At 71.1% G+C, this 17,348-nt stretch carries 11 protein-coding genes; 7 read left to right on the top strand and 4 right to left on the bottom strand.

The features are described 5' to 3' along the window. Window positions 1-28 precede the first annotated feature (28 nt). On the bottom strand, window positions 29-2,308 hold the full coding sequence (locus tag ABD355_RS30210; RefSeq protein WP_344403964.1) for an FdhF/YdeP family oxidoreductase: 2,280 nt from the start codon (window positions 2,306-2,308) through the stop codon (window positions 29-31). 518 nt (window positions 2,309-2,826) lie between these two features. Here ABD355_RS30210 and polA point away from each other — a divergent pair. Beyond that, window positions 2,827-5,553 carry a DNA polymerase I gene (gene polA, locus ABD355_RS30205; protein WP_344403963.1) on the top strand — a complete coding sequence of 909 codons (2,727 nt, stop codon included), beginning with the start codon at window positions 2,827-2,829 and terminating at the stop codon, window positions 5,551-5,553. Between the two features lie 275 nt (window positions 5,554-5,828). Continuing rightward, window positions 5,829-6,188, top strand: coding sequence for a hypothetical protein (locus tag ABD355_RS30200; RefSeq protein WP_344403962.1), 360 nt, complete (start codon window positions 5,829-5,831; stop codon window positions 6,186-6,188). Here ABD355_RS30200 and ABD355_RS30195 read toward each other — a convergent pair. Continuing rightward, a complete protein-coding gene (locus ABD355_RS30195) occupies window positions 6,154-7,011 on the bottom strand; it encodes a DUF4184 family protein (RefSeq protein WP_344403961.1) in 858 nt (285 codons plus the stop codon). The genes ABD355_RS30200 and ABD355_RS30195 overlap by 35 nt on opposite strands. 343 nt (window positions 7,012-7,354) lie before the next feature. Here ABD355_RS30195 and ABD355_RS30190 point away from each other — a divergent pair, with 343 nt between their 5' ends. From ABD355_RS30190 to pgfA, 3 genes are all read left to right on the top strand, one after another. After that, on the top strand, window positions 7,355-9,079 hold the full coding sequence (locus ABD355_RS30190; protein ID WP_344403960.1) for a lytic transglycosylase domain-containing protein: 1,725 nt from the start codon (window positions 7,355-7,357) through the stop codon (window positions 9,077-9,079). A 163-nt stretch (window positions 9,080-9,242) separates the two neighbouring features. Then, entirely contained in the window at window positions 9,243-9,377 is a 135-nt protein-coding gene (locus ABD355_RS30185; protein ID WP_107118462.1) for an SPW_0924 family protein, read from the top strand. A 21-nt stretch (window positions 9,378-9,398) separates the two neighbouring features. Then, the gene (gene pgfA / locus ABD355_RS30180) at window positions 9,399-10,391 is read left to right on the top strand and encodes a cell envelope lipid trafficking protein PgfA (RefSeq protein ID WP_344403959.1); all 993 of its coding nucleotides are present in this window, start codon (window positions 9,399-9,401) and stop codon (window positions 10,389-10,391) included. Here pgfA and ABD355_RS30175 read toward each other — a convergent pair. Further along, entirely contained in the window at window positions 10,381-13,362 is a 2,982-nt protein-coding gene (locus tag ABD355_RS30175; protein ID WP_344403958.1) for an ATP-dependent helicase C-terminal domain-containing protein, read from the bottom strand. The two genes, pgfA and ABD355_RS30175, sit on opposite strands and share 11 nt — an antisense overlap. 4 nt (window positions 13,363-13,366) lie before the next feature. Continuing rightward, the gene (locus tag ABD355_RS30170) at window positions 13,367-14,188 is read right to left on the bottom strand and encodes a class I SAM-dependent methyltransferase (protein WP_425585811.1); all 822 of its coding nucleotides are present in this window, start codon (window positions 14,186-14,188) and stop codon (window positions 13,367-13,369) included. A gap of 398 nt (window positions 14,189-14,586) precedes the next feature. On the opposite strand from ABD355_RS30170, the gene rpsA reads away from it, so the two are divergent. Together rpsA and ABD355_RS30160 are read left to right on the top strand one after the other, a co-directional pair. Then, the gene (gene rpsA, locus ABD355_RS30165; RefSeq protein WP_099928071.1) at window positions 14,587-16,083 is read left to right on the top strand and encodes a 30S ribosomal protein S1; all 1,497 of its coding nucleotides are present in this window, start codon (window positions 14,587-14,589) and stop codon (window positions 16,081-16,083) included. A 313-nt stretch (window positions 16,084-16,396) separates the two neighbouring features. Then, window positions 16,397-17,335: a PAC2 family protein gene (locus ABD355_RS30160; protein ID WP_344403957.1), complete on the top strand. Its 939-nt coding sequence runs from the start codon at window positions 16,397-16,399 to the stop codon at window positions 17,333-17,335. Window positions 17,336-17,348: the final 13 nt, after the last annotated feature.

Below are 17,348 nucleotides of genomic sequence, written 5' to 3'. Positions count from 1 at the left end.
CACTCGTCCAGCCTGCCTGAGCAAACGCTCAGTCGGTGGCTGATTGTTCCAGACGTACGACGACGGACTTGCTTGCCGGGGTGTTACTGGTGTCCGCGGTGGAGTCCAGCGGCACCAGGACGTTGGTCTCCGGGTAGTAGGCGGCGGCGCAGCCGCGTGCCGTCGGATAGTGCACGACGCGGAAGCCGGGCGCCCTGCGCTCGACGCCGTCCTTCCACTCGCCGACCAGGTCGACGTACGAACCGTCGGCGACGCCGAGTGCGCGTGCGTCCTCGGGGTTGACCAGGACGATGCGGCGGCCGTTCTTGATGCCGCGATAGCGGTCGTCGAGACCGTAGATGGTGGTGTTGTACTGGTCGTGCGAGCGCAGCGTCTGCAGCAGCAGACGGCCTTCGGGCAGCCTGGGGTACTCGACGGGAGCCGCTGTGAAGTTCGCCTTGCCGGTCGCTGTGGGGAAGCGGCGTTCGTCGCGCGGGGCGTGGGGGAGGGTGAAGCCGCCGGGGCGGGCCACGCGCGTGTTGAAGTCCTCGAAGCCGGGGACCACGCGCGCGATGCGGTCGCGGATGGTGGCGTAGTCCTTCTCGAACTCCTCCCAGGGCACCGTGCTGTCCTCGCCGAGCACACGGCGGGCCAGGCGGCAGACGATCGCCGGCTCCGACAGCAGGTGGCTGCTCGCGGGCTCCAGGCGGCCGCGGGATGCGTGCACCATGCCCATGGAGTCCTCGACGGTCACGAACTGCTCGCCGCTGCCCTGGAGATCGCGCTCGGTACGGCCCAGGGTGGGCAGGATCAGGGCACGCGCGCCCGTGACCACGTGCGAGCGGTTGAGCTTGGTCGACACGTGCACGGTGAGGCGGGCGCGCCGCATGGCCGCCTCGGTGACCTCGGTGTCGGGCGAGGCGGACACGAAGTTGCCGCCCATCGCGAAGAACACCTTCGCCCGGCCGTCGCGCAGGGCGCGGATGGCCTGGACGACGTCGTAGCCGTGCTCACGCGGCGGCGCGAAGCCGAACTCCCTCTCCAGGGCGTCCAGGAAGGCGGGGGCGGGACGCTCGAAGATGCCCATCGTCCGGTCGCCCTGCACGTTCGAGTGGCCGCGCACCGGGCACACGCCCGCGCCCGGGCGGCCGATGTTGCCGCGCAGCAGAAGGAAGTTGACGACCTCGCGGATGGTCGGCACGGAGTGCTTGTGCTGGGTCAGGCCCATCGCCCAGCACACGATGGTGCGCTTCGAGCCGAGGACCATCCTCAGGGCGGCTTCGATCTCCGCGCGCGTGAGGCCGGTCGCGGTCAGGGTCTCGTCCCAGTCGGCGGCCTTGGCGGCCGCGGCGAACTCCTCGAAGCCGTGGGTGTGTTCGCGCACGAACTCCTCGTCGACCGCGCCCTCGCTCTCCAGGATGAGCTTGTTGAGGAAGCGGAAGAGGGCCTGGTCGCCGCCGATGCGGATCTGCAGGAACAGGTCGTTGAGGGCGGCGCCCTTGAGCATGCCCTGCGGGGTCTGCGGGTTCTTGAACCGCTCCAGGCCGGCCTCGGGCAGCGGGTTCACGCTGATGATCTTCGCGCCATTGGCCTTGGCCTTCTCCAGGGCGGAGAGCATGCGCGGGTGGTTGGTGCCCGGGTTCTGGCCGGCGACGATGATCAGGTCGGCCTTGTAGAGATCCTCCAGCAGGACGCTGCCCTTGCCGATGCCGATGGTCTCGCTCAGGGCCGAACCGGACGACTCGTGGCACATGTTGGAGCAGTCGGGCAGGTTGTTCGTGCCGAGTTGCCGGGCGAACAGCTGGTAGAGGAAGGCCGCCTCGTTGCTGGTGCGGCCCGAGGTGTAGAAGAGCGCCTCGTCGGGGGAGCCGAGGGCGGCGAGCTCCTCGGCGACGATGTCGAAGGCGCGCTCCCAGCTCACCGGCTCGTAGTGGGTGCCCCCTTCGGGCAGGTGCATGGGGTGGGTGAGCCGGCCCTGCTGCCCCAGCCAGTAGCCGCTGCGGGAGGCGAGGTCGGCGATGGAGTGGGCGGCGAAGAACTCCGGGGTGACCCGGCGCAGGGTGGCCTCCTCGGCGACCGCCTTCGCGCCGTTCTCACAGAACTCCGCCGCATGCCGGTGGTCGGGCTCCGGCCAGGCGCAGCCGGGGCAGTCGAAGCCGTCCTTCTGGTTGACGCGCAGCAACGTCAGCGCGGTCCGCTTCACGCCCATCTGTTGCTGGGCGATGCGCAGGGTGTGCCCGATGGCCGGCAGTCCCGCCGCCGCGTGCTTGGGCCCGGCGACCTGCGGTGCGTCCTGGACCGGATCACCCTTGGGCGGCTTCGTCGCCATCGCGCACTCTCCTTCACAGACACCTGCGAGCTACGACTTCGATCCTCGCACGTGCGACTGACAGCGAGGACAGCCGGTTCTGTGCGTGGACCGTGATCTCCGGTCGTGCCGGCGCCCGGGGCCCTCCCGGCTCCCAGGGCGGCGGGGGATGCCGACCTCGCGCGCGGCAGTTGAGGGCAGCTGGTTCTGTGCGCGGAGCATGATCATAGGTGTGTCGGCGCCCGTCGCCAGTGGATTTCCGCTGTGACGGTGATCGACTGCGGCGGGAGCGCCGGGTCCTCCCGGATCAAGGGCGGCGGGGCGAAGCCGACCTCGCGCGCGGCGTGACGGCAGCTGGTTCTGTGCGCGCAGCGTGATCATTGGTCGGGTTGGCGCCCGTCGCATTTCTTTGCGCCGCCCAGGCCGCGTACGCCGCGGTCGGCTGCGGCGGTGGGCCTCTTCCCGGCTCTCCATGCGGTGGGGAGGTGCCGATCCGGCGGGGAGCCACGACTGTCAGTGGCACGTGGCAGGATCGGGGCGTGGCAGAAACAGCATCGAAGACGACCCACAAGACCGCCGGCGGCAACACGCGGCCCCGCCTCATGCTCATGGACGGGCACTCGCTGGCCTACCGCGCGTTCTTCGCGCTGCCCGCGGAGAACTTCACGACCGCGACCGGGCAGCCGACGAACGCGATCTACGGCTTCGCGTCGATGCTGGCCAACACCCTGCGTGACGAGGAGCCCACGCACTTCGCGGTGGCCTTCGACGTCTCCCGCAAGACCTGGCGCTCCGAGGAGTTCACCGAGTACAAGGCCAACCGCTCGAAGACCCCGGACGAGTTCAAGGGGCAGGTCGAGCTGATCGGCGAACTCCTGGACGCGATGAACGCGTCGCGGTTCGCGGTCGACGGCTTCGAGGCGGACGACGTCATCGCCACCCTCGCCACCCAGGCGGAGGCCGAGGGCTTCGAGGTGCTGATCGTCACCGGCGACCGCGACTCCTTCCAGCTGGTCAGCGAGCACACGACGGTGCTGTATCCGACGAAGGGCGTCTCCGAGCTGACCCGGTTCACCCCGGAGAAGGTCTTCGAGAAGTACGGGCTGACGCCCGCGCAGTACCCCGACTTCGCGGCGCTGCGTGGCGACCCGTCCGACAACCTGCCGGGCATCCCCGGCGTCGGTGAGAAGACCGCCGCGAAGTGGATCAACCAGTTCGGTTCGTTCGCGGAGCTCGTCGAGCGCGTCGAGGAGGTCAAGGGCAAGGCCGGGCAGAACCTGCGCGAGCACCTGGAGGCGGTCAAGCTCAACCGCCGCCTGACCGAGATGGTGCGTACGGTCGAGCTGCCCAAGGCGGTCGCCGACCTTGAGCGCGCCCCGTACGACCGCACGGCCGTCGCGATGGTCCTGGACACCCTGGAGATCAGGAACCCCTCGCTGCGCGAGCGGCTGCTTGCCGTCGACCCGGGCGGCGAGCAGGCCGAGGCGACGCCGGTGGCGCCCGGTGTGGAGCTGGACGGGACGGTGCTGGGCACGGGCGAGCTGGCCGACTGGCTCACCGAGCACGGCACCGAGACGCTCGGCATCGCCACGGTCGACGCCTGGGCGCTGGGCACCGGCTCGGTCGCCGAGGTCGCCCTCGCCACCGCGGAGGGGCCGGCCGCCTGGTTCGACCCGTCCCAGCTGGACGAGGCCGACGAGAACGCGTGGGCGGCCTGGCTGGCCGCCGAGGACCGCCCCAAGGTCCTGCACAACGCCAAGGGCGCCATGCGCGTCCTCGCCGAGCACGGCTGGTCCGTCGCCGGTGTCTCGATGGACACGGCCCTGGCCGCCTACCTGGTCAAGCCGGGCCGCCGCTCCTTCGACCTGGACGCGCTGTCCCTGGAGTACCTGGGCCGTGAGCTGGCCCCCGCCGCCGCGGCCGACGGCCAGCTCGCCTTCGGCGCCGACGACGGCGCGGAGGCCGAGGCGCTCATGGTTCAGGCCCGCGCCATCCTCGACCTCGGCGAGGCCTTCCGGGGCCGCCTGGAGGAGGTCGGCGCCGCGGACCTGCTGCGCGACATGGAACTGCCCACCTCGATCCTGCTCGCCCGCATGGAGCGCCACGGCATCGCCGCCGACCGGGCCCACCTGGAGGCCATGGAGCAGATGTTCGCGGGCGCCGTGCAGCAGGCGGTGAAGGAGGCGCACGCGGCGGCGGGCCACGAGTTCAACCTGGGCTCGCCCAAGCAGCTCCAGGAGGTCCTCTTCGGTGAGCTGGGCCTGCCCAAGACGAAGAAGACCAAGACCGGCTACACCACGGACGCCGACGCCCTGGCCTGGCTCGCCACCCAGACGGACAACGAACTGCCGGTGGTCATGCTCCGCCACCGCGAGCAGGCGAAGCTGCGCGTCACCGTCGAGGGCCTGATCAAGACGATCGCCGCCGACGGCCGCATCCACACCACCTTCAACCAGACGGTCGCCGCGACCGGCCGCCTGTCGTCCACGGACCCCAACCTGCAGAACATCCCCGTCCGTACCGACGAGGGCCGCGCCATCCGCCGCGGCTTCGTCGTCGGCGAGGGCTTCGAGTCGCTGATGACCGCCGACTACAGCCAGATCGAACTCCGCGTCATGGCGCACCTCTCCGAGGACGAGGGCCTGATCGAGGCGTTCACCTCCGGCGAGGACCTGCACAACACGGTCGCGGCGCAGGTCTTCTCGGTCGACCGGGAGCACGTCGACGCGGAGATGCGCCGCAAGATCAAGGCCATGTCGTACGGCCTGGCATACGGTCTGTCGGCCTTCGGCCTGTCCCAGCAGCTGAACATCGACGCGGGCGAGGCCCGGGTCCTGATGGACACCTACTTCGAGCGGTTCGGCGGCGTCCGGGACTATCTGCGCCGGGCCGTCGACGAGGCGCGGGCCACGGGCTACACGGCGACCCTCTTCGGCCGCCGCCGCTATCTGCCCGACCTCAACAGCGACAACCGCCAGCGCCGCGAGGCGGCCGAGCGCATGGCTCTGAACGCGCCGATCCAGGGCACCGCCGCGGACATCGTCAAGATCGCCATGCTGAAGGTGGACGACGCGCTGCGGGCGGCGGGCCTCACCTCCCGCATGCTCCTGCAGGTCCACGACGAAATCGTCCTGGAGATCGCCCCCGGCGAGCGTGCCGCCGCGGAGGAGATCGTCCGCCGCGAGATGGCTGACGCCGTTCATCTGAGGGTGCCGCTCGGTGTCTCGGTGGGGGTGGGGTCCGACTGGGAGTCGGCTGCGCACTAGCCTCCGGCGGTGGGGCGGGGAATCGGTGCTGTCCTGCCGGGCGGCGCGTCGGCCCTCCGGCCAGGGGGTGAGTTCTCCGCACAGGGGGTCATCGAGTGTCTGCGGGCGCGTCGTGGCTGGTCGCGCCCACGCGACGGAGCCGCATATCGACACAGCCCCGCCCCTTCGGGGCGCGGCCGAACCCCCGCCGCACCCGTCAAGCCCCGCAGGGGACCGTCACTCAGGTGGCCCCCGCGGAAAGGCCCCCACCGGTCTCGCCCCGTAAGGATGCGGGCATGGGTATACGCATGCTCAACCGCCGGCCGGCGAGAGCGCAGGCGAGTGCCGAGGCGGCGCCCGTCGTGCCCCCCGCGTCGGTGCCGACCTTCGCCGCTCGTGCAAGCACCGCCCGCATCCCCACCGATCTCGCCGTCGTCCTGCGCCGTGCGGCGGCGGGCCTCCGGCGTCGGCCGGCCCGGCCCGGGACGGGATCCGCAGAGCCGCCCGCCTGGCGGCTGTGGGCGGGACTGGGCCGCAGTTACGTCACCGGGCTGCTCGTCCGTGTCCGCCGCAGCCGCCACGCCCGCACGGTCAGGGTGTTCATCGTGAGCGCGGGCACCCTCACCGACCGGCCGGACGGCCCTGCTGCACGCTGACCCGCTCCGGCTCCCCGGCGGACGGCACGGGCCGCCACACCCGCACCCCCACCACGTACAGCAGCAGCCCGAGCAACAGCCCCGCGCCCGCACCGAAGCACACGGCCGGAATCAGCTCCCAGGGCCCCGCCACCGCGCCCCAGTACGCCCACCACCGCACCGCCCGCTCCACGGCCCAGGCCCCCGCACATCCGCAGAGCACCACACAGGCCCACCACCGGTCCCGCAGCGACAACACGGGGACCGCACGCGAAACCGGGTGCGCGGGCGTCCTGCGCAGCGCCCGCGTCACCCACACCGCGATCACCACCGCGCCCAGCACCGAACTCCCGTACTGCAGGTCCGAGTACAGGGGAGACCCCCACACCACCCGGCCCAGCACCGGAAACAGCCGTACGCCCCACCGGTCGTGATGCGTGAAGGCGTCCCACACCACGTGCGTCAGGGCGCCGAGCGCCGCGGACACATACCACCACGCGGCCAGGGACGGCCGTACGCGCGCGCGTGGCGCCCCGCAGCACAACAGGGCTGCCGGCCGCTGCTGCCAGGGCCCCGGCAGCAGCGCCACCAGCGGTTCCCGCACCAGCAGCCACAGCCCGACCAGCGCCCAGGCCACCAGCACGTCGACCGTGAAGACGCCGGGAAAGGAGTGCGTGACCGTGCCGAACTCCATCGCACCGGGCACCGCACTTGCCGCGTAGTAGGTCATGTCGGGCGCAAAGGAACCGGCCACGAGAACGGCCGGAATCAGCCGTCCTCGACCGGATCCGTCGCCGCGCACGGCGGGCAGGACGGCGGCCGCATGGCTCAGGGTGAACGGCAACTGGGCTCCTCACGCCGGACATTGCCCGAGCGGACGGCCCGGGTGATCGCTCCGGTCCAGTATGCGTGCCGCGATTCCACGCCGTTCACACATGGCCAACCGGTGAATATCGGGCACGAACGGGTCCCCGTGGAAAGGAAGTTGTCGTAGGGTCGCCTGGGTCACCGTGCCGGGCGGTGCGGTCGAACAGGTGAACACAGCTACTCGACAGAAATGCGACGAAAACAAGAGAGCGATACGAGGGCAACCCGCACGCCGGGTCGATCGTCAGAACAGGGCGGGCGCACTGTGCGCCGGGCAGACGAAGACGGACGCTGACGCGTCCACGGGAGGGGTTCACTCTATGGCGGCGCAATTCGGCATGAGGCTGCGCAAAGGAGCGGCAACCACAGCCGTGGCAGCGGTCGCGGTCGCTGCCCTGTCCGCGTCCCAGGCTCCTGGGGTCACTGTCGACGACCACGGCAGACAGACCGCCTCCAAGGCCCAGCCCGCACCCGATGCGACCGCAGGCGACGGCGCCGCGACCGGCAACTCGCCGTACTACACCGCTCTTCCGCCGCTCAACAGCCCGAACCCCTCGCCGACCCCCGGCGCCACCGGCAGCCCCGCGTCGACGGGCGCGGCCGAGGCGGGTATCCCCGCGACCGTCCTCGACGCCTACAAGAAGGCCGAGGCCGAGCTGCGCGAGTCCAAGCCCGGCTGCAACCTGCCCTGGCAACTGCTCGCCGCGATCGGCCAGGTGGAGTCGGGCCAGGCCGGCGGCGGCCGCGTCAACGCGGACGGCACCACGATCACCCCGATCCTCGGCCCGCAGCTCGACGGCAACGGCTTCGCGCTGATCAAGGACACCGACGGCGGCAAGTACGACGGCAACAGCAGCTACGACCAGGCCGTCGGCCCCATGCAGTTCATCCCGTCGACCTGGGCGTGGGCGGGCCGCGACGGCAACGGCGACGGGGTCAAGGACCCCAACAACGTGTACGACGCCGCCCTGGCCGCCGGCCACTACCTGTGCCGCAACGACTGGGACCTGTCGGTGCCGGCCGACCTCGACCAGGCGATCCTGAGCTACAACAACTCGCAGGATTACCTGCACACCGTCCTGTCGTGGCTGGAGTACTACCGCAAGGGCACCCACGAGATCCCGGACGGCAGCGGCAGCGTCCCCTCGGGCCGCAGCGACGACGGCCAGAAGGCCAACCCCAAGCCCTCGCCCACGCCGCCCGCCAAGCCGAAGCCGCCGAGCAGCGGCCCTTCGAGCCCCAGTGCACCGCCGTCGGGCACGCCCGGCACGCCGAGCACGCCGGGCAGCCCGTCGCCTACCCCCACCCCCACTCCCACCGACACCGTGGACCATCTGGCGGACGCGGGCACTCCGAAGCTCACCGCGATGGCCGGCGACGCGTTCACCAAGAAGATCAGCATCAAGGCCGTGACCAAGACCGGCAAGGCGGTCGGCAAGGTCCGGGTCCGCTTCAGCGTCGTCGGCGACACCGACACCACCTTCACCGGCGGCGAAACCGTGGCCACGGTCGTCACCAACAGCTCCGGCGTGGCCGTCGCCCCCACCCTGCAGGCGGGCGAGAAGACCGGCGAGTTCACCGTCCGCGCCACGGTCGTGGGCCGCGCGGTCACCGGCCTCGACTACACCGCCTCGGTCACCGAGCGCGTCGCCGACAGCGTCGTGCGCACCAGCGACACCGCGCTGACCTGCACTCCGGGCGGCGAGTTCGCCGAACAGGCCGAGGTGAAGGCCACCTACAAGGGCGCCGTGGCCGACAAGGTCGCGGTCACCGCAACGCTGATCAAGTCGGTGCTCGACCCGACCGAGAACGACAAGGGCCCCTACTTCAAGGACGCCGACGGCAAGACCGTACGCACCCTGACCGGCCTGACGACGGACGCCAAGGGCCTGCTGACACTGCCGAAGCTCTACGCCGACGACAACACCGGCACCTTCGTCCTGCGCATCACCACCGCGGGCGGCGCGACCCTCGACATCCAGCTGACGGTCGCAGCGCCCGGCTCCTCGGCGAGCCCCAGCCCGTCGCCCAGCCCCTCCGCGTAATTCTCCGTATCGTCCCTGCGACGGCGGCGGCGCTCCTCGGCCAGAGGGCGCCGCCGCCGTCGTTGTGTGTGCAACGTGTTCTCATCTCGCCCGCCCGTTGCTACGGTGCCGGACCTGACGATGTATCAGTTCCCACCGTGTTCCCGTCCCCGGGGAGGCAGGCATGCGCGCCCTGATCGCCGCCGCGACCGGTCTCGCCCTCGCCCTCGCGCTGGTCCTCACCATCACGGCCATGGGCACTCCCACGGGCAGGACGTCCCCGAAACCGCTGCTGACGACGGTGCCCGCACACCCGTAACCGCCCGGGAGGGAGGCCGAGATGCGCCGCAAGGCCAGTCTGGTCCTGCTCGCCTTCGCCGTGTTCTTCGCGGCGCTGTCCCCGCTGCTGCGCTGGTACGCCTTCCCGCGCCTGGCCAAGATCCCGGCCAACCAGTACCAGGACATGGTCCTCGAGGCGAAGAACGCGACCCTGCTCGACTACGGCACGATGAAGGCCCGCACGGTCCCCGAGGTCACCATCGTGCAGACCCTCAAGGGCAATGTGGAGGCCGCGAAGGAGATCGAGAAGACGGCCGGGCGGGACGTCGTCGTCTGGGACGGCCTCTCCTACGTCCAGGGCCCCGACGGCAAGATGGTCTCCCGGATCCCCGAGCGCTACATCTTCGACGCCCACAGCCAGGCCCCCGTCCACGCGACCGGTGAGATGGTCGACGGCGACCCGGTGAAGCGGACCGGCATCGAGTTCAAGTGGCCGTTCCTGACCCAGAAGCGGGACTACGAGTACTTCGACGCCCAGACCCGCACCACCAACCCCATCCACTACAAGGGCACCCGGAACTTCCGCGGCCTGGAGGTCTACTACTTCGAGCAGACCATCCCCTGGACCAAGGTCAAGTTCCCCAGGACCATGCCCGTCCAGGGCATCACCCCCGAGTCGGTCGCCAAGACCGGCACCACCCGCTGGTACACCACGGTCCGCAAGTTCTGGGTCGAGCCCGTCACCGGTGCCCCCGTGTACGGCGAGGAGATCCACAAGGAAGAGCTCCGCGGCGGCACGCTCCTGGGCGGGCGGGACAAGGTCACCGCCTTCGCCGGGCACGTCAAGATGCGCGAGGACTACATCAGGCACACGGTCGCCCTGGTCAAGTCCAACCGCACCCTGGTCCTGCTGATGACGTCCTATCTGCCCTGGGGCTTTTTGACCCTCGGCGTCCTGCTGCTCGCCCTGTCGCTGTGGCTGGAGGCCCGCAGCCGCCGCCCCGGCGACCCGGAACCGGCCGAGTCCACCACACCGGAGCCGGTCACCGCCTGAGCCGCGTGTTGGTGTGCCGGGTCGGCTCCGCGCCGGCGGGATCCTCGGGCCAAGGATGCTTCGGATACCGGCCGCGCAGCTCCGCCCGTACGCCCTTGTAGCCGTCCTTCCAGAAGGAGGCGAGGTCGGCCGTGACGGCGGCCGGACGGCCGGCGGGGGAGAGCAGATGCACCAGCAGCGGCACCCCCGCGACGGCGGGCGATTCGTGCAGTCCGAACATCTCCTGCAACTTCACGGCGAGCACCGGCTGTTCGGGATTGCCGTAGTCGATCCGGATCCTGGACCCACTGGGGACGGTGATCCGCTCCGGGGCGAGCTCGTCGAGCCGCCCCGCCTCTCCCGAGGCCCATGGCAGCAGACGGGTGAGCGCCTGGCCCGCGTCGATCCGCGCGAGGTCGGCCCGCCGCCGGGCCCGGCCCAGCTCGGGCTCCAGCCACTCGTCCACGCGCGCGTGCAGCGCATCGTCGGACACGTCCGGCCACGGCTCCCCGAGGTGCAGCCGCACAAACGCCAGCCGCTGCCGCAGCGCGAGCGCGTCGGGCGACCACCTGAGCAGCCCGAACCCCTCCTGCCGCAGCCCTTCGAGGAGCGCCGTGCGTACCAGTACGGGGTCGGCGTCCGCCAGGGGCCGCACCGTCAGCTCGATCGCCCCCAGCCGCTCCACCCGCCGCGCCACGACATCCCCGTCGGCCCAGCGGACCTCCTGGCCCTCGGAGTACAGCGAGGCCGCCGCGGACCGGGCCAGGTCCTCGTCCACCGCGGCGGCGAGCTGCACGCGCGCGTGCCCCTTTCCCACGGGGCGATCCGCGACGGCCACCGCGATCCAGTCGGCGCCGCGCAGAGGACTGCCGTCGCGGAGTTCGGCGCGCGTCCCGGAGGCCATGAGAAAGGAGCCACCATCGGCCTTGGCGACCCGCTCGGGAAACGCAAGGGCCGCCACGAGCCCGACGAGACGGTCGTCACCACCACCCGCCAGTCCGCCCGCCTGACCGGCCCGAGCAGACACGACACCCGCGCCGCTGCCGCCTCCACGGGGCGAGGCGCCGACGCCTCCCGGCCGCGGAACGGACTGCGCGGCCGATGGCCCCGCGGGCTCGTTCACGGTGGCCTGCTGCGCCTTGTCGGGGCGTCGAGGTGTGGCGGTCGCGTCACGGCCGGCCCTCGCGGGCGAAGCGTCGGCGCCTCCCGCCTCCGGAACGGACCCTCCGGCCGATGGTCGTGCGGGCTCCTTCGCGACGGCCTGCAGGTGCTGCGCCTGCTCGAGGCGTACCGCGTCGCTGTCGGTCGTGCGGGGTGGGCCGTCGGCGCCTCCCGGCCGCGGAACGGGCCCTGCGGTCGATCGTCGTGCGGGCTCGTTCGCTGTGGTCTGCTGCGCCACGTCGGGGCGTGGAGACGTGGCGGTCGCATCGCTGCCGGTCGTGTGGGGCGAGGCGTCGATGCCTCCCGCCCCTGGAACAGACCCTCCGGCCGAACGCCGTGCGGGCTCCTTCGCGACCGCTCGCAGGCGCTGTACCTCCGTGCGCCACCGTGTTGCGTAGGTGTCGGCGCCGCGGCGGGCGGTGCGCAGGGCGGTGGTCAGGTCGTCGCCGTAGTCGCGTGGCGGCTCTTCGGAGAGCAGGGCCACCGCCTCGGCTCCCTCGCCGGCCGTGTCCAGCAGGGCCCGGCCAAGCCGCGGATGCACGCCGAGGCGGGCCAGTGCGGTGCCCCGCTCCGTGGCCCGTCCGGCGGGGTCCACCGCCCCGATCGCCCTCAGTACGGCCCGCGCCGCCGCCATCGCACCGCCCGGCGGCGGATCAAGCAGCGCCAGCGCGGACGCCTCCGGATCGCCCCAGCACGCCGCCTGCAGGGCGAACGCCGTCAGGTCGGCCAGCTTGATCTCCGGTGCCGGGAAACGCGGCAGGCGGGCGTCCTCGGCCTCCGTCCAGCACCGGTACACCGCCCCCGGCGCCTCACGCCCGGCCCGCCCCGCCCGCTGCCGTCCGGCCGACTGCGAGGCCCGCACGGTCGTCAGTGCGCTCAGCCCGCGGGCGTGGTCGACACGCGGCTCGCGCGCCAGCCCCGAGTCGACGACCACCCGCACACCCGGCACCGTCAGCGACGACTCGGCCACGGAGGTGGCGAGCACGACCCGGCGCCGTTCGCCCGGGGCCAGCACCGCGTCCTGCACGGCCGCCGGCGCCCTTCCGTGAACCTGCAGCACCTCGACGCCGCCCAGGTCCCCCAACTGCCCCGCCACACGCGCGATCTCGCCCACGCCCGGCAGGAAGCACAGCACGTCCCCGTCCCGCTCGGCCAGCGCCCGCCGCACCACCGACGCCACATGCGTCAGCAGCGCCGGATCGACCCGCATGCCGTGCGGTGGCCGTACGGGACGGGCCGGCGGGGACCAGATCACCTCCACGGGGTGCGAGACGCCCTCCGCCTCGACCACCGGTGCGCCGCCGAGCAGCCGCGCCCACCCCTCGGCGTCGGTGGTCGCCGACGCGGCCACCAGTCGCAGCTCGGGCCGCAGCGTCTCCCGTACGTCCCACAGGAAGGCCGCCGCGGTGTCCGCGTCCAGATGCCGCTCATGGCACTCGTCGAGCACCACCACGTCCACACCGGCCAGCTCCTGGTCGCGTTGCAGCCGCTGCAGCAGCACCCCGGTCGTCACGACCTCCACACGCGCGCGTGGCCCGACGACCCGCTCGCCGCGCACGGTGTACCCGACGCTCCCTCCGGCCTTCTCACCCAGCAGCCACGCCATGCGCCGGGCAGCGGCACGGGCCGCGATACGACGCGGTTCGGCCACGACCACGCGGCGTGCGGGCCCGTCCCCGAGCAGCCCGGCCAGCGCCAGCGGCACCAGCGTCGTCTTGCCGGTGCCGGGCGGCGCCACCAGAACGGCGGTGCCGCGCCCCTCCAGCGCCTCGCTCAGGGCGGGCAGCGCACCACGTACCGGCAGCGCGTCCAGGGCGTCGTAACGGATCACGCACTCAGTCTCGTACGCACACGAAGATCGCGGTCCCCGGGATCAGGTTCCCGCGCAACGGCGACCAGCCGCCCCACTCGGAGGTGTTCCAGGCCGGCCACTCCGGCTCGACCAGGTCCACCAGCCGGAAACCCGACGCGACGACGTCCCGGACCCGGTCGCCGAGCGTCCTGTGGTGCTCGACGTAGACCGCACGCCCGTCCTCGTCCTGCTCGACGTAGGGCGTGCGGTCGAAGTAGGAGGCGGAGACGGACAGGCCCTCGGGGCCCGGCTCGTCGGGGAACGCCCAGCGGATCGGGTGGGTCACCGAGAAGACGAAACGCCCGCCCGGGCGCAGCACCCGCCGCACCTCCGTGAGAACCCGCACCGGATCGGCGACGAACGGCAGCGCCCCGTACGCCGAGCACGCCAGGTCGAAGGAGCCGTCCGCGAACGGCAGCGCACCCGCGTCTGCGCACACCAGGGGGAACGTTCCGCCGATGCGCAGCGCGTGCTGCAGCTGACGGTGCGAGATGTCCAGGGCGACCGGGCGGGCACCCTGGGCGGCCAGCCAACGCGCGCACTGGGCCGCACCGGCGCCGATCTCCAGGACGTCCCTGCCCTTGAGCTCCTCGGCCGGGCCGAGCAGCTCCGCCTCCACCTCGTCGAGGCCCTCGGGACCCCACACGAAACGGTCGTCGCCCAGGAAGGTGCCGTGCTCGACCTGGTACTCGTCCGCGTTCCGGTCCCACCAGCCCCGGTTGGCGCGGGCGCTCTCCGTGACGTCGGACGCGCGGCGGGTGGCCTCCGGCTCGAACGCGGAATCGGAAGATACGGGCTCTTGGATGATCGGCTCCCTCGTCGTACTCTTCCGTCACCCAGATGGCGCAGTCGGCCTCTCGACGGCGTCACGGAAGAGGTCTCTCAGGCCTGCGTGGCCTTCAGAGACAGTTCTTGTGCCGGGTATGCGGCGATCCGCCCCGGGTGTGCGCCTTCGCGCATTGACCCTGTCCGGCTGCCCCCGTATGCTACAAGTTGCGCTGCGGGCCTGCGCACCTCAGACGTAGCAGGCTGCGCTCGCATCTGTTGTATGTCCCCTCGGTTGTCGAGGCGCCATCACCAGTATCTGGTTTTCCAGTTGGCTGTTGGGGCGCTTCCTTGGCTGTCCGGCTTCTTCAGAGCGATACGGGCTCCCGGCGTAGCAGTACCTACGACTTCAATGTCCGTACCGGAGCCCTTTCCCACATGACGAGCAGCACCGAGACCACCGCCACCACCCCGCAGGTTGCGGTCAACGACATCGGTAACGAGGAAGCCTTCCTCGCCGCGATCGACGAGACGATCAAGTACTTCAACGACGGCGACATCGTCGACGGCGTCATCGTGAAGGTCGACCGGGACGAGGTCCTGCTCGACATCGGTTACAAGACCGAAGGTGTCATCCCGAGCCGCGAGCTCTCGATCAAGCACGACGTCGACCCGAACGAGGTCGTCGCCGTCGGTGACGAGATCGAGGCCCTTGTTCTCCAGAAGGAGGACAAGGAAGGCCGCCTGATCCTCTCGAAGAAGCGCGCCCAGTACGAGCGTGCCTGGGGCACCATCGAGAAGATCAAGGAAGAGGACGGCATCGTCACCGGTACCGTCATCGAGGTCGTCAAGGGCGGTCTCATCCTCGACATCGGCCTCCGTGGCTTCCTCCCGGCCTCCCTGGTCGAGATGCGCCGCGTCCGCGACCTCCAGCCCTACGTGGGCAAGGAGCTCGAGGCGAAGATCATCGAGCTGGACAAGAACCGCAACAACGTGGTCCTGTCCCGCCGTGCCTGGCTGGAGCAGACCCAGTCCGAGGTCCGCCAGACGTTCCTCACGACCCTCCAGAAGGGTCAGGTCCGCTCCGGTGTGGTCTCCTCGATCGTCAACTTCGGTGCCTTCGTGGACCTGGGTGGCGTCGACGGTCTGGTCCACGTCTCCGAGCTGTCCTGGAAGCACATCGACCACCCCTCCGAGGTTGTCGAGGTCGGCCAGGAAGTCACCGTCGAGGTCCTCGACGTCGACATGGACCGCGAGCGTGTCTCCCTGTCGCTGAAGGCGACCCAGGAAGACCCGTGGCAGCAGTTCGCCCGCACGCACCAGATCGGTCAGGTCGTGCCCGGCAAGGTCACGAAGCTCGTTCCGTTCGGTGCGTTCGTCCGCGTGGACGAGGGCATCGAGGGTCTGGTCCACATCTCCGAGCTGGCCGAGCGCCACGTGGAGATCCCGGAGCAGGTCGTCCAGGTCAACGACGAGATCTTCGTCAAGGTCATCGACATCGACCTCGAGCGTCGTCGCATCAGCCTCTCGCTGAAGCAGGCCAACGAGTCCTTCGGTGCCGACCCGGCCTCGGTCGAGTTCGACCCGACCCTGTACGGCATGGCTGCCTCGTACGACGACCAGGGCAACTACATCTACCCCGAGGGCTTCGACCCCGAGACCAACGACTGGCTCGAGGGCTACGAGAAGCAGCGCGAGGAGTGGGAGCGCCAGTACGCCGAGGCGCAGACCCGCTTCGAGCAGCACCAGCAGCAGGTCATCAAGAGCCGCGAGGCCGACGCCGCCGCTGCCGCCGAGGGCGGCGAGGCTGCCGGTGCGGCTCCGGCCGCGGGCGGTGGCTCGTACTCCTCCGAGGGTGCGGACACCTCCGGTGCGCTGGCCTCGGACGAGGCGCTGGCCGCGCTTCGCGAGAAGCTCGCGGGTGGCCAGAGCTGAACGCTCTCTGAGCAGTAGCTCCTGACTGAGGGGCCGTACCTTTCGAGGTGCGGCCCCTCAGGCGTTTTTGGGTCGCTTTTCGTCTGCGGACCGGATGTGGCTGGTCGCTCCCCCACTCTCGGCTTCGCTCGAGCGGGGGGACCCCCATCGCGGCGGAGCCGCAAATCGACACAGCCCCGCGCCCCTCAAAGCCGTTGCCCATCCGCCCGCTGCCATGAAAAGGCCATAAGAGATGGCTGATCAGGCGTACCGGCGGGAATGCCTTTGCCCCAGGGGACGTTGGAACGTACGAACACGAGGAGGAGCGGTCACTGTGCTTGATCCGCAGGGTTTGTACGCATGGGAGCCGAAGGGGCTGGCCGTCGTCGACATGGCGCTCGCCCAGGAGTCGGCCGGTCTTGTCATGCTCTACCACTTCGACGGATACATCGACGCGGGCGAGACCGGCGACCAGATCGTCGACCGGATCCTCGACGCGCAGCCCCAACAGGTCGTCGCCCGCTTCGACCACGACCGGCTGGTGGACTACCGCGCCCGCCGTCCGCTGCTCACCTTCAAGCGCGACCGGTGGACCGAGTACGAGGAGCCCACCATCGACGTGCGGCTCGTCCAGGACACCACCGGGGCGCCCTTCCTGCTGCTGTCCGGCCCCGAGCCGGACGTCGAGTGGGAGCGGTTCGCCGCGGCCGTCCAGCAGATCGTGGAGCGGCTGGGCGTGCGCCTGTCCGTGAACTTCCACGGCATTCCGATGGGCGTTCCGCACACCCGCCCGGTGGGTCTGACCCCGCACGGCAACCGCACCGACCTCGTCCCGGGCCACCGCAGCCCCTTCGACGAGGCGCAGGTCCCCGGCAGCGCCGAGTCCCTGGTCGAGTACCGCCTGATGGAGGCCGGCTTCGACGTCCTCGGTGTCGCCGCGCACGTCCCGCACTACATCGCCCGGTCCCCGTACCCGGACGCCGCCCTGACCGTCCTGGAGGCCATCACCGCGGCCACCGGCCTGGTGCTCCCCGGCATCGCGCATTCGCTGCGCACGGACGCGCACCGCACCCAGACCGAGATCGACCGGCAGATCCAGGAGGGCGACGAGGAGCTCACCACGCTCGTCTCGGGCCTGGAGAACCAGTACGACGCGGTCGCGGGCGCCGAGAGCCGGGGCAACATGCTGGCCGAGCCCGTCGACATCCCGTCGGCGGACGAGATCGGCCTTGAGTTCGAACGCTTCCTGGCCGAACGAGAGGGCGACAACTGACCTCCGGCAGTCC

Origin of the sequence: Streptomyces longisporus (assembly GCF_039532765.1) — a bacterium.
Lineage (GTDB): Bacteria > Actinomycetota > Actinomycetes > Streptomycetales > Streptomycetaceae > Streptomyces > Streptomyces longisporus.
Note: the sequence above shows the minus strand (reverse complement) of the source record. Positions and strands in the feature narration are given on the sequence as shown.

What these genes read in the sequence shown, in the direction of transcription:
- rpsA (WP_099928071.1), top strand. Translation starts at nt 14,587, where the DNA reads ATGACGAGCAGCACCGAGACCACCGCCACCACCCCGCAGGTTGCGGTC.
- ABD355_RS30190 (WP_344403960.1), top strand. Translation starts at nt 7,355, where the DNA reads ATGGCGGCGCAATTCGGCATGAGGCTGCGCAAAGGAGCGGCAACCACA.
- pgfA (WP_344403959.1), top strand. Translation starts at nt 9,399, where the DNA reads ATGCGCCGCAAGGCCAGTCTGGTCCTGCTCGCCTTCGCCGTGTTCTTC.
- ABD355_RS30210 (WP_344403964.1), bottom strand. Translation starts at nt 2,308, where the DNA reads ATGGCGACGAAGCCGCCCAAGGGTGATCCGGTCCAGGACGCACCGCAG.
- ABD355_RS30200 (WP_344403962.1), top strand. Translation starts at nt 5,829, where the DNA reads ATGGGTATACGCATGCTCAACCGCCGGCCGGCGAGAGCGCAGGCGAGT.
- ABD355_RS30185 (WP_107118462.1), top strand. Translation starts at nt 9,243, where the DNA reads ATGCGCGCCCTGATCGCCGCCGCGACCGGTCTCGCCCTCGCCCTCGCG.